The sequence below is a fragment of the Streptomyces sp. NPDC049597 genome, assembly GCF_040675505.1.
Classification (GTDB): Bacteria; Actinomycetota; Actinomycetes; order Streptomycetales; family Streptomycetaceae; genus Streptomyces.
In genome coordinates this window covers 10,857-23,942 of the sequence record NZ_JBFAOY010000016.1, presented here as the reverse complement: position 1 = coordinate 23,942, position 13,086 = coordinate 10,857, and the positions used below count along the sequence as shown (strand labels likewise).

8 protein-coding genes are annotated in these 13,086 nt (G+C 73.2%); 2 read left to right on the top strand and 6 right to left on the bottom strand.

The features are described 5' to 3' along the window. Positions 1-385: 385 nt before the first annotated feature. The 6 genes from AB0K02_RS19505 to AB0K02_RS19480 form a co-directional block, all read right to left on the bottom strand. On the bottom strand, positions 386-3,850 hold the full coding sequence (locus AB0K02_RS19505; protein WP_365993689.1) for a phosphodiester glycosidase family protein: 3,465 nt from the start codon (positions 3,848-3,850) through the stop codon (positions 386-388). A gap of 510 nt (positions 3,851-4,360) precedes the next feature. Then, positions 4,361-4,963 (bottom strand): LAETG motif-containing sortase-dependent surface protein, encoded by a 603-nt coding sequence (locus tag AB0K02_RS19500; RefSeq protein ID WP_365993799.1) that lies wholly within the window; start codon positions 4,961-4,963, stop codon positions 4,361-4,363. A gap of 124 nt (positions 4,964-5,087) precedes the next feature. Beyond that, on the bottom strand, positions 5,088-5,582 hold the full coding sequence (locus AB0K02_RS19495) for a DUF6328 family protein (RefSeq protein ID WP_365993688.1): 495 nt from the start codon (positions 5,580-5,582) through the stop codon (positions 5,088-5,090). Positions 5,583-5,670: 88 nt separating this feature from the next. Beyond that, positions 5,671-6,576 (bottom strand): non-homologous end-joining DNA ligase, encoded by a 906-nt coding sequence (ligD, locus tag AB0K02_RS19490; RefSeq protein WP_365993687.1) that lies wholly within the window; start codon positions 6,574-6,576, stop codon positions 5,671-5,673. Further along, positions 6,573-8,432, bottom strand: coding sequence for a transketolase (locus tag AB0K02_RS19485; protein ID WP_365993686.1), 1,860 nt, complete (start codon positions 8,430-8,432; stop codon positions 6,573-6,575). The genes ligD and AB0K02_RS19485 overlap by 4 nt, the downstream gene beginning before the upstream one ends. A gap of 126 nt (positions 8,433-8,558) precedes the next feature. Next, positions 8,559-8,786, bottom strand: coding sequence for a DUF6458 family protein (locus AB0K02_RS19480; RefSeq protein WP_365993685.1), 228 nt, complete (start codon positions 8,784-8,786; stop codon positions 8,559-8,561). Positions 8,787-8,996: 210 nt separating this feature from the next. On the opposite strand from AB0K02_RS19480, the gene AB0K02_RS19475 reads away from it, so the two are divergent. Next, the gene (locus AB0K02_RS19475; protein ID WP_365993684.1) at positions 8,997-10,880 is read left to right on the top strand and encodes a methylmalonyl-CoA mutase family protein; all 1,884 of its coding nucleotides are present in this window, start codon (positions 8,997-8,999) and stop codon (positions 10,878-10,880) included. After that, positions 10,880-13,084: a methylmalonyl-CoA mutase gene (scpA, locus tag AB0K02_RS19470; RefSeq protein ID WP_365993683.1), complete on the top strand. Its 2,205-nt coding sequence runs from the start codon at positions 10,880-10,882 to the stop codon at positions 13,082-13,084. Before AB0K02_RS19475 ends, scpA begins: the two co-directional genes overlap by 1 nt. Positions 13,085-13,086 lie beyond the last annotated feature (2 nt).

Genomic DNA, 13,086 nt, shown 5'->3' with positions numbered 1-13,086 from the left:
CACGTACGCATGGGCAGCGGCAACTCCATGCCGACCAACCACCCAGGCCGGGACGGCCCGGGAACCTCGGGCCCCCGGACCCCCGGCCACGCAGGCAGCGGCTCCGTCCGCGAACCAACCGGCGGGCAAAGGGGGGCTCACCCCCCTGCACCGCGGCAGCCGGCGCCACCGACCACCCGGACAGAGGCGCCTCTGGGACACCCTCAGGCCCCCGGACCCCCTCACGAGGGTGGACATGAGAAAGGCGACGCCCCCTGCACAGCGGCAACTCCATGCCGCCAACCGCCCCGGGCCGGGACGGCCCGGGAACCCCGGGCGGGACCCCGACCGCGCAAGGGAGATGGGGGCTCACCCCACCCCCCTGCACCCAGCCCGGTCCCAGACGTCACGCCGCGTCGCGGTGGGGGGATTGCGTCGCGGTCGTGACCTCGACCGGGGCCGTGCGTCTCGTGTCGTTCACCGTCACCGCCAGCGTGACGCTGCCCTGACGCAGCGCCGTGAGCCGGCCCGTCGACGGGTCGAACGACGCCGCGTGCCAGGGGCGGGCGTCCTGCGCGCGGCCGATGTGCAGGTTCGGTGAGCCGGACCAGTCCACGCTCATCGGCCATGCCGCCGGTACGCGCCGCGTGCCCTGATGCACCGTCGCCCGCGCGTCGCCGCTTTCCCCGGGCTGCAGCACGGCGGGCGCGTCGAGCGTGATCGTGTCCGCGTGGGCACGGGCCTGGACCGAGACCCAGTCGGGGCGCGGGCCCCACGGGGCGCGGCGGCCCGCAGCCCGGTCGGCGGGTGAGACCTCGTCGACACCGACGAGGGACCAGCCGGTGAAGCCGCCCTCGTCCGCCGGGCCCGCCGGGTTCTTCCCGGAGTTGCCGTTGACGAGGTAGGGGACGCCGTCCACATGCGCGGCGTGGAAGACCCCGACGTGGCTGCCGATCAGTCCGGCCCCCTTTCCGGTCGTGCGCCGGAACCGGGCGAGCCACTCCTCGACCAGCGCGGCCTCCTTGCGGTCGCCGAGCTGGCTGCCCTTCTGGACGGTCGGATCCCGCGGCGGCACGTGCTCGATGACCATGACCGACCCGATGCCGGGGTCGGCGGCCGCCGCGTCGAGCTGGGCGCGCAGTGCCTTGATCTGGGCGAGGCCGCCCCCGCGCAGGCTCAGACTGGAGGTGTCGAGCGTGACGAAGCGCGTGCCGCGGTGGTCGAACACCCGGTGCGCCGGACCGAACTCGGCCACGAAGTTGTCGATCCTCCCGCCCATCACCTCGTGGTTGCCCGGTACGTAGTTCCAGGGCAGGGCGTCCCCGAGTTCCTCGGTCAGCACGCGGCGGGCGAAGGCCAGGTCGGCCGGGGAGCCCTCGTCCACGAGGTCGCCGTTGACGACGAGGAAGTCGGGACGGGCGGCCCTGATCTCCCTGAGTGTCCTGCGTGCCTGGCCGACGATGGGGCTGTCGGGATCCCTGGCGACGAACTGCGCGTCCGACATGACGGCGAAGCGCCAGTCCCGTGCGCCGGTCTCGGCGGCCGAGTCGACGAGAGGGTCGGCGACGCGCGGCGGATCCGGCAGGTTCACGCTGGGCGGCACCTTGGCGTCGAGTCCGTCGATCACGATCCGGCCGGTGTACTGACGGTTGGCGGCGGTCTCGGCGATATAGAAGCGGTACACGGACAGCGGCGTGGCGGCGCCCGGCGGCACCGCGAAGGTGACCTGCTGCCAGCCGGTCCAGGTGACGTAGGGCCCGCGCAGCAGCTGGTCGGATCCGGCGGCGTCCTTCAGGTGCAGGGTGGGCCACGCGCCGTTGCCGTCGCCCTTGATCCAGAGCGTGAAGGCCTGCGGCTGCCCGGGGACGGCGATCGGCTGCGGCGGGGCGGCGTAGGCGGCACGCGTCGCGGTCGACCGGGTGAAGTCGTAGCTGATCGTCAGCCCGGTTCCGTTGTGTCCGTCGGGCGTGGGGGCCAGGGAGCCGCCCGCGCGGGCGTGGCTGAACTTCCACTGCGCGGCGTCGTCGAAGGAGCTGACGGCCTGCACGGCGAGGCCGACGCTCACCGCGAGCACGGTGGTGACGCCGCCCGCGGTCGCGGTGATCTGTCCCGCGGCGTCGCCGACCGTGCGGGAACTGACGGTGAAGGACCCGCGGCCGTCGGCGCGGACGGTGAACCGGTCACGGTCGTAGTCGAGCCGGACGTCGTCCGGTTCGACGGGGGCGCTGTTGCCCTGGGCGTCGTACCCGACGATGCCGAACGTGCCGGTGGCGGAGGCGTCGGCGAGTCCGACACGCCGGACGGTCGGTTCGATGCGCGCCAGGTCGTCGAGCACGGTCAGGCGGATGCTGCCGTGGACGCCCGCGCGCTCGGCGCGGATCTCGGTGACACCGCTGCCCCGGGCGCGGAAGACGCCCTGGTCGTCGACGCGCCCCACGGAGGAGTTCACCGAGAGCCAGTGGGGCGTGCCGGCGGCGGGCCCGTACGTCTCGTCGTACCCGGCGGCGGCGAGGCGGCGGGTCAGGCCGGGGAACACCCGCTCGGGGTGACCGCCCTTGACCGGGTCGGCGCTCGGAGCACCGGCCGCGGGCACGGCCGTCTCCACCCAGTAGCCGCGCAGTTTTCCGCTGCCGTCGGGGGCGGTGAGGGCGAGGCCGTTGGGGACGTCGCGTTCGCTGCCGTCGGAGGGGCTGTTCTCCACCTGGAGGGTGTCGCTGCCCGGTTCGCGGGCGACGAGGGTGGAGGAGCCGCCGCCGTCGAGGTTGAGGGCGTTGTGCGCGCCGGCCTTCTTCATCATCAGGCCGAGTTCGGTGAGGGTGACGCCGCCGCTGTCGGCCTGCCGCCCGTCGACGGTGATGATGTGCATCGCGCGGCCGTCCCGGGAGAAGCCCACGGCGGTTCGGGGCGCGGTGGCGTTGTTGCCCGCGCCGTCGTGGTTCTGGGGTACGCCGTCGACGACGAGGAGTTCGCGGCCTCCGACGGCCGTGCGCGGCAGGGGTCCGCTGTCGGTGCGCGGCCGGTACTCCACCGAGACCGGGTCGCCGGGCCGCAGCGCGGCGAGTACGGCGGCCCCGGCCTCACGGCCGACGAGGACGGTGGTGTCGCCGGCGACGGGCCCGCTGCCGGGCCGGTCGTGCACGGCGACGACCTTGCCCTCGCGGACGACGGCCTCGGCGACGGGAGTCGCGGCGTCGACGGTGAGGGCCCGGTCCGCCTCGCCCCAGGCGGCGGTGTACGCGCCGATGCCGCCCGCCGGGACGTTGGCGGCGTTGTAGGCACCGAGGGGGTGGGTGCCGCCGGGGACGGTCAGGGTGCCGTCGAAGTACAGCTGGAGGACCCGTCCCGCGCCCCCGGGCCCGATGCCGACGGCACGGTGGGCGCCCGGTGCGGGTGAGTGGGTGAGCTGCCCGTCGCGGATGCCGGCGCCCTGGGGTGCGCCGGTCTGGTTGATGTCGAAGAAGTCGGCGTTGACGGCGGCGACGGTGCGCCTGCCCGGGCCGGGGTCGTGCCGCGCGGCGAGGTCGGAGACGCTGTTGCGGTCCGCGACCTTGCCGGAGGAGAGGTAGTCGGCCCGGACGTCGGCGCCGCCGAGGTCCACGGAGAGTTCGTCGACGCGCAGCCACTTGGCGGCTTCGAGGCGGTCGTAGGAGGTGAGGTCGACGCCGGGCGCGACGGGCCGCCGGCTGCGGGCGGTCTCGACGCCGTCCTCGTCGACCACCGCTGCATGCGTTCCGCCGGGGGCGCTGGCGGGCGGCGGGGCGACGGGCCGCATCGTCCCGGCGGTCTCGCGGGGCGGCGGGTCGGGTATCGGATCGGCGGCGGCGGGGACGCTCGCCCCGAGCGCCAGTGCGGACAGCGTCGCGAGGAGCACGACGGTGTGTCTTGCTCTGCCAAAGGCCACAACTTCTCCCGGAGTCAGGCTGGTTGAGCTCGTAGTAAGCGCTGTCGGCGCACAGCATCGCGGCACGCGGGCGCACGCACCAGGGGGTGTGCGCAACACACGGGAGAACGGCGGCTGTCGTGATCGTTGACGGGGCGGGGGCGGAGCGGTCCGTTCACCGGGCGGTCTTCGCCCTGCCCTGTGGGCCGACCGGCCGTCACCACGCGGTGGCGCGCGCGGCGTTGCGCGGATCAGGGTCCGACGTGCGCAGACGTCCCTCGCGGAGGGCCCGTACGGCGAGGGTATCGGGCGCGGGCGACTGTCCCCCAACGCCGGTCGTCGAAAGGGCAGTTGGCGACGCGCCCCGTGCGCGTCGATGTCAGGAGGGGTTGCGCGAGCGAGGGCGGCGAGGCGCGCCGCTGGGCGGCGGTCGGCCGGCCGGGAGAGGAGCGGGGGCTGCCGGGCCCTTGCCGGCCCGGCAGCCCCTGCGGTGGTGGTGCGTCAGTCCTGGACGCCGCGGCGCCTGCGCGCCGCCCACGTGATGCCACCGCCGGCGGCGATGACCACGGCGGCCGCCGCCGCGATCAGCGGCGTCGAACTCGACGAACCGGTGTCGGCCAGGCCGGGCGAGGAGGTGCTCGGCGCGGGCGCCGGCGTGGCGGGCGCCGAGGTGCTCGGCGTCTCACCGGGCGTGTCGCTCGGCGTCGGCGAAGGAGGCGTCGGGGTGGGAGTGGGGCTGGGGCTGGGGGACCCGTCGTCGCACACGGGCGCCGTCTTCGTCTCGTCGCGCCCGTACTGGTCGCCGTCGCTCGCCGTGATGACGAGGCGGACGGCGACCTCCTTGTCGTGCTCGGGGAGCTTCAGCGTCCTGCTGAAGTCGTTCGTGAACGTCTCGGTCGGCAGCAGGTCCTTGCCGTCGACGGTGACGGTCACCGTGTTCCGGGCGTTGTGCCCGTAGTTGGTCAGTTCGAGGCTGACCTCGTCGCAGGTCACGGACCATGTGGGGGTGTGGGCGACCGCGGGGGTGGCAGCGAGCCCGACTCCGAGCGCGCCGAGTGCGGCGGCGGCTATGAGAGCCCCGGGACGCCACCGCGTTGTGCTGATTACTGTCACTGTTCCTCCATGGATGACACGCCTCACTGCCGGCGTGTGCGCGCAGAGTACCGCCGGGGCGCCGGCGAATCGCACGCGTCCGAAAACCCTGTGGAGGAAGGCGGCTGAATTCGTGTCAGCTCTTGGGGCGTTCTTTCATGCGTGTCCAGACGGGCAGGACGAACCAGCACACGACGAACCACACGACCATGCCGACGACGAACCAGGCGGCGTGCGCGTCGTCGACCACGACCCGCAGGATGAGCAGAAGCGCCGATGCCATCGTGCACAGCAGCAGCACCAGGCCCAGCATGGTCAGCCGGGACGCCCAGGTCACCGTCTGCGGCTTGAGACGCTTGCCGGTCAGCATGCGGTGGAAGGAGACCGGCCCGACGAGGACCCCGGTGGTCGCGGCGCCCAGCAGGACGGTCACGGCGTAGATGACGCGGTCGGTGCCGGTGAGCTCCGTGAAGCGTGGCTGAAAGGCGACGGTGAGCAGGAAGCCGAAGAGGATCTGCCCGCCGGTCTGCGCCACGCGCAACTCCTGGAGCAGATCGCCGAACCGGCGGTCCGCCCGCTCCTCCTCCGTCTCGTCACGGCCCCGTCGGCCGCCTTCGCTGATCTTTTCCATCACGGGCTCCCTTCGCGTCGGGCGGTGCGCTCGCCGCCCGCACAGCACCTGCCGGGCCGGGGTGACCGGCAACCGCCCCCGAAACGCGTCAGCGACGCAACGACGCCAGCCGGCGTGCGGCCGGGCCGAGCGCCCTGCTGCCGTCGGCGGTCTCCTTCCACGGCTCGGCGCGCGCCTGGTCCGCCGCGTCGGCGATCGTCCAGCGCCGTGCGGTGAGTTGGGGGTCGTCCAACTGGTCCCAGCCGATGGGCACGGCGACCGGGGCGCCGGGTTTCGCCCGCACCGAGTACGGGGCCACGGCGGTCTGCGCGTATCCGTTGCGCTGGACGTCGAGGTAGAGACGGTCCCCCCGCGCCTGCTTGCGCACCGCGGTGGTGAGGTGCCGCGGGTCGCGGGCGGCGAGCGTCTCGGCCACCTCCTGTGCGAAGGACCGGGCCTCGTCGAAGCGGGAGGTGCCGGACAGCGGAACGACGACATGCAGTCCGCGCGACCCGGTGGTCATCAGCTGCGAGGGCAGCCGCAGTTCGTCGAGCAGTTCGCCCAGCCCGCGAGCGGCCCTGCGCACCGCCTCGAAGTCGTCACCGGGCGGGTCGAGGTCGAAGACGAGCCGGTCGGGGTGGTCGGGCGCCCTCACCCGGGACTGCCAGCGGTGGAAGGAGACGCAGGCCTGGTCGACGAGGTACATCAGGGTGGCGGTGGTGTCGCACACGGTGTGCACGACGGTGCCGCCCTCCTTCTCGACCTCCGCCCTGCCGACCCAGTCGGGGTAGTGCTCCGGGGTGTGCTTCTGCATGAACCGGGGGCCGCCGACACCGTCCGGGTGCCGCTCCAGCATCAGCGGCCTGCCACGCAGGTGGGGAAGCATGTACGGCGCGATGTCGCGGTAGTACGCGGCGAGATCGGCCTTGCTGATCCCGTCGTCAGGAAACAGCAGCTTGTCGGGGCGCTTGATCTCGACGCTGCGGCCGCCCGCCGCCACCCGGTGCGCGCTCATGGACTCACCATCGCCTCCGCGACGAGCAGCCGCACGGCGGCGGCGATCGACTCGGCGTCGATGCCCGCCGCGTGCAATTGCTCGCGGGACGTGGCGGAGGCGGGCACGCCGCGCACCCCGAGGCGTACGAGCCGGGGCGAGGGGCGGCCGTCGGCGAACGCCTCGGCCACCGCGTCGCCGAGACCGCCCTCGGGGTGGTGGTCCTCGACGGTGATCAGGCAGCCGGTGTCATCGGCGGCCGTCTGCAGGGTCGCGGTGTCGACGGGCTTGACGCTGTACGCGTCCACGACACGGACCGCGATCCCCTCCCGTTCGAGTGCGTGGGCGGCGGCCAGCGCCTCGTGCACGGTCACGCCGGCGGCGATGACGCAGGCGCGGTCGCGGCCGGAGGAGCGCAGCACCTTGGAGCCGCCGATGGGGAACTCCTCATCCCGGCCGTAGAGCACCGGCATGTCGGAGCGGCTGGTGCGCAGGTAGCTGATGTTCGGCAGGTCGGCCATGGCGGCGACGAGACGGGCGGTCTGCGGGCCGTCGCAGGGGTAGAGCACGGTGCTGCCCGGCACCGCGCGGAACATGGCGAGGTCCTCCAGGCCCATCTGCGACGGACCGTCCTCACCGATGGCGACTCCGGCGTGCGAGCCGACGAGGTTGATCGAGGCGCGGCTGACGGCGGCCATGCGGACGAAGTCGTGCGCGCGGGTGAGGAAGGCGGCGAACGTGCACGCGAAGGGGACGTAGCCCCGGGCGGCCATGCCGACGGCGGCGGCGACCAGCTGCTGTTCGGCGATGTAGCACTGGAAGTAGCGGCCCGGGTGTTCCTTGCCGAACAGTTCGGTGCGGGTGGAGTCGCCGACCTCGGCGTCGAGGGCGACGACGTCGGTGCGCGCGGAGCCGAGGGCTGCGAGAGCCTGCCCGTAGGCGGTGCGGGTGGCGACCTCGCCACCGGTCTCGTACACCGGCAGGGTCAGTCCCCCGCCGCGCCGGTGGAGCACCCGTACCTCGGGCGGGGCCGCCACCTCGACGCGGGCGTCGCGGATGCCGCCGAGTTCCCTGATGGCCTCTTGCGCGTCCTGGAGCGGCTTGCCGTGCCTGCCCTCCTGGTCCTGCACCGCCGCCACCCCGTGGCCCTTGTGGGTCCGGGCGAGCACGACGGTGGGGCGGCCCGTCGTGGCGGCCGCGTCCGTGAGCGCGGCGTCGATCGCCGCGACGTCGTGCCCGTCGATACGGAGCGTGTGCCAGCCGAACGCCTCCAGCCGGCGGGCGTAGGCGTCGAGGTCCCAGCCGAACCTGGTGGGGCCGCGCTGCCCGAGCCGGTTGACGTCGACGATCAGGGTCAGGTTGTCGAGCTCCTCGTACGCCGCGTGCTCGACGGCCTCCCACACGGAGCCCTCCGCCATCTCGCTGTCGCCGCAGAGGACCCAGACCCGGTAGGGGATCTGGTCGAGCCGCTTCCCGGCGAGCGCCATGCCGACGCCCACCGGCAGTCCCTGTCCCAGGGATCCGGTGGCCACGTCGACCCAGGGCAGGCGTGGTGTCGGATGGCCTTCGAGACGGCTGTCCCGTTTGCGGAAGGTCAGCAGCTCGTCCTCGTCGATCGCCCCGGCGGCCCGGAAGAGGGCGTACAGCAGGGGCGACGCGTGGCCCTTGGAGAGCACGAGCCGGTCGTTGCCGGGGTGCTCGGGCCGGGTGAAGTCGTAGCGCAGATGATTCGCGAGGAGTACGGCGCCGATGTCGGCCGCGGACATGGAGGACGTGGGGTGTCCCGAGCCCGCGGCGTCGGCCGCGCGTACCGCGTCGACGCGCAACTGCTGTCCGAGCTCGGCCAGTTGTTCGGCCTGGACTGATGAGACATGCATCTCTTCGCTCCTTGGGAGGGGGCGCGGACGCGGACGTGGGGAGCGCTGTGCGAGTGCCCGCTGGCCCGGCGGTCAAACCGGCACCGGCCGGGGCAGCCTCCCCCTTGTGGGGGCGAAAAGGCCAGGTCACTCGTAGGTGCGGTGGTTCGGCCTGTCCTCCACGACCGGCGTCGAGGGGGGTACGACGACGCGCCGGCGCCTGGCGATGCTCGTGAAGGTGGCCACGCCGATGAATCCGACGGCCATGAGGATCACGCCGATGACGTCGAGATTCGCGCCCTCGACCTCCCAGTCGGTGGCGAACGTGAGTATTGCTCCGGCGGCGATCAGGATGATGCATCCGCCCAGACCCATGTGACTCACCTCTTCCCTTCCGCGCGTCTTCTCCGCGCGTCTTCTGTTCCGCTTCGCGTTGATTCACTGGTCCGATGCGGGTACCCGACCGCGGTACGGACATGCGCCGGATAGTTCACGCTGCGCAAAGGATCAAGAGCGGACCGGAGAGGGCAAGGTCACAGCCTTCTCCCCTGCTGCACCTTTGCGCCGCTGTCCTAACATCCGAGCATGACGGTCCTCCCCGATGACGGGTTCTCACTGGCCGCCGAGTTCCCGGATGCGACCCATGAGCAGTGGCAGCGCCTGGTCGAAGGCGTGCTGCGCAAGGCAGGCAAGGACGCCCAGGGCACGGCGGCCGAGGAAGCGCTGTCCACGGCCCTCGACGACGGGATCACCGCCCGTCCCCTGTACACGGCGGGCGGCGGTGCCGACGGCTCCGGCCTTCCCGGCTTCGCCCCCTTCACCCGGGGCGGCAGGCCCGAGGGCGGCGTGGTGTCCGGCTGGGACGTGCGCCAGCGCCACGACCGGCCCGACCCGGCGGCCGCCAACGAGGCGGTGCTCACCGACCTGGAGAACGGCGTCACCTCGCTGTGGCTGACCGTCGGCGCGTCCGGGCTGCCCGTCGACGCGCTCGGCGCGGCGCTGGACGGCGTGCTCCTCGATCTCGCTCCGGTCGTTCTCGACGCGGGCGCCGATTTCGAGGCCGCGGCCGAGGCGTTGCTGCGGCTGTACGAGGAGCGCGGCGTGGCCCCCGCGGCGGTGCTCGGCAACCTCGGTGCCGATCCGCTCGGTCTCGCCGCCCGCACCGGCCGGTACGGCGGTCTCGACGGCCGGATGGCCGCGGCCGCCGCTCTCGCCGTCCGGTGCGACGCGTCCCACCCCGGCCTGCGTGCCGTGACCGTGGACGCCCTGCCGTACCACGAGGCGGGCGCGACGACCGCCCAGGAGCTGGGGTGCTCCCTGGCGACCGGTGTGGCGTGGCTGCGTGAGCTGACGGGCGCGGGGCTGGGCGTCGACGCCGCCTGCCGGCAGCTGGAGTTCCGGTACGCGGCCACCGCCGACCAGTTCCTGACGATCGCGAAGCTGCGGGCGGCGCGCAGGCTGTGGTCCCGTGTCGCCGAGGTGTGCGGTGCCGCCGACGGCGCAGGGGCGCAGCGCCAGCACGCGGTGACGTCGTCGGTGATGATGACGCGCCGCGATCCGTGGGTGAACATGCTGCGCACGACGGTGGCCTCGCTGGCCGCCGGTGCGGGCGGCGCCGACTCGGTGACCGTGCTGCCCTTCGACCACGCGCTGGGCCTCCCGGACGCGTTCGCGCGCCGGATCGCGCGCAACACCTCCACGATCCTGCTGGAGGAGTCGCACATGGGCCGGGTGATCGATCCGGCGGGCGGCTCCTGGTACGTGGAGCGGCTCACGGACGAGCTGGCACAGGCCGCGTGGGTGTGGTTCCAGGAGATCGAGCGCGCCGGCGGCCAGGCGGCCGCACTCCGCGGCGGCCTGGTCGGCGAGCGGATCGGCACCGCGTGGGAGAGCCGCAGCCGCCGGCTCGCCACGCGCCGCGAACCGGTCACCGGGGTCAGCGAGTACCCGCTGCTGGCCGAGGCGCCGGTGCAGCGCGACGCCGCTCCGGCGCGGCCGTCGGGCGGCCTGCCGGTGGTGCGCCGCGACGAGGCGTTCGAGGCGCTGCGGGCCCGTTCGGACGCGCACCTGGCGGCCACGGGCGCGCGGCCGAAGGTGTTCCTCGCGGCCCTCGGCCCGGCTTCCGTGCACACCGCGCGGGCGACGTTCGCCGCCAACCTGTTCCAGGCGGGCGGCATCGAGCCGGTCCACGACCCGGTGAGCGTCGACGCGGCGTCCGCCGCCGAGGCGTTCGCCGCGAGCGGCGCGCAGGTGGCGTGCCTGTGCTCGGGCGACGCCGTGTACGCGGAGCAGGCGGGGCCGGTGGCGGAGGCCCTCAAGTCGGCGGGCGCGCGGCTGGTGTTCCTCGCCGGCCGCCCCGGTGAGCAGCGTGAGACGTACGAGAAGGCCGGGGTCGACGAGTTCGTCGTCGCGGGCGGTGACGCGGTCGCCGTCCTGACCTCGGTGCTCGACCGGATCGGAGTGGCGTGATGGGAATCCCGGATTTCGCGGGGATCGAGCTGGGGCCCGCCGCGGCCACGGCCGGCGCGGAGCAGTGGCGTGCGGCCGTCGAGGCGGCCACCGGCCAGGGCGCGGACGACCTGGTGTGGGAGACGCCGGAGGGCATTCCGGTCAAGCCTCTGTACACGGACGGCGATCTGGAGGGTGTCGACTTCCTCGGCACGTATCCGGGCATCGCTCCGTTCCTGCGCGGTCCGTACCCGACGATGTACGTCAACCAGCCCTGGACGATCCGTCAGTACGCCGGTTTCTCCACGGCCGAGGAGTCGAACGCCTTCTACCGGCGCAACCTGGCGGCCGGGCAGAAGGGCCTGTCGGTGGCCTTCGACCTGCCGACGCACCGGGGCTACGACAGCGACCACCCGCGGGTGACCGGCGACGTCGGCATGGCGGGCGTGGCGATCGACTCGATCCTCGACATGCGGCAGCTGTTCGACGGCATCCCGCTGGACAGGATGTCCGTGTCGATGACGATGAACGGCGCGGTGCTGCCCGTGCTGGCGCTGTACATCGTGGCCGCGGAGGAGCAGGGCGTACCGCCCGAGAAGCTGGCGGGGACCATCCAGAACGACATCCTCAAGGAGTTCATGGTCCGCAACACCTACATCTACCCGCCGGCTCCCTCGATGCGGATCATCTCGGACATCTTCGCGTACACCTCGCAGAAGATGCCCCGCTACAACTCGATCTCCATCTCCGGCTACCACATCCAGGAGGCCGGGGCCACGGCCGATCTGGAGCTCGCGTACACGCTGGCCGACGGCCTGGAGTACCTGCGGGCCGGTATCGCGGCGGGCCTGGACGTGGACGCCTTCGCGCCCCGGCTGTCGTTCTTCTGGGCGATCGGCATGAACTTCTTCATGGAGGTCGCCAAGCTGCGCGCGGCACGCCTGCTGTGGGCGAAGCTGGTGCGGAAGTTCGACCCGAAGAGCCCCAAGTCGCTGTCGTTGCGCACGCATTCGCAGACGTCGGGCTGGTCGCTCACCGCTCAGGACGTGTTCAACAACGTCACCCGTACGTGCATCGAGGCGATGGCCGCCACGCAGGGGCACACGCAGTCGCTGCACACCAACGCCCTGGACGAGGCGCTGGCGCTGCCGACCGACTTCTCGGCCCGCATCGCCCGCAACACCCAGCTCCTGCTCCAGCAGGAGTCGGGCACCTGCCGGGTCATCGACCCGTGGGGCGGCAGCGCGTACGTGGAGAAGCTCACCCACGATCTCGCGCGCCGGGCCTGGCAGCACATCGAGGAGGTCGAGGCGGCGGGCGGCATGGCGAAGGCCATCGACGCGGGCATCCCCAAGCTGCGGGTGGAGGAGGCTGCGGCGCGCACCCAGGCCCGTATCGACTCCGGCCGCCAGCCGGTGATCGGCGTCAACAAGTACCGGGTGGAGTCCGACGAGCAGATCGAGGTGCTCAAGGTCGACAACTCCCAGGTGCGCGCCCAGCAGATCGAGAAGCTGCGCCGGCTGCGCGCCGAGCGTGACGAGGCGGCGTGCCAGGACACGCTGCGCGCGCTGACGGCGGCGGCGGAGGCGGGGCCCGCGCAGGGCGGCGGCCTGGAGGGCAATCTGCTGGCGCTGGCGGTGGACGCGGCCCGCGCCAGGGCGAGCGTCGGGGAGATCTCCGACGCCCTGGAGAAGGTCTACGGCAGGCACTCGGGCCAGATCCGTACGATCTCGGGCGTGTACCGGAACGAGGCAGGCATGTCACCCGCGGTGGACCGCACCCGTGCCCTGGTGGACGCGTTCGAGGAGGCCGAGGGCCGCAGGCCGCGCATCCTGGTCGCCAAGATGGGGCAGGACGGGCACGACCGCGGCCAGAAGGTGATCGCGACCGCCTTCGCCGACCTCGGATTCGACGTGGACGTCGGCCCGCTGTTCCAGACGCCGGCCGAGGTGGCCCGGCAGGCGGTCGAGGCGGACGTGCACATCGTGGGCGTCTCGTCGCTGGCCGCGGGGCATCTGACGCTGGTGCCCGCGCTCCGCGAGGAGCTGGCGGCCGAGGGCCGCGAGGACATCATGATCGTCGTCGGCGGTGTGATCCCGCCCCAGGACGTCCAGGCGCTGCACGACGCGGGCGCGGCGGCCGTCTTCCCGCCGGGGACGGTGATCCCGGACGCGGCGAGGGACCTGGTGCACACGCTCGCCGGATCCCTCGGCCACGAGTTGTAGGC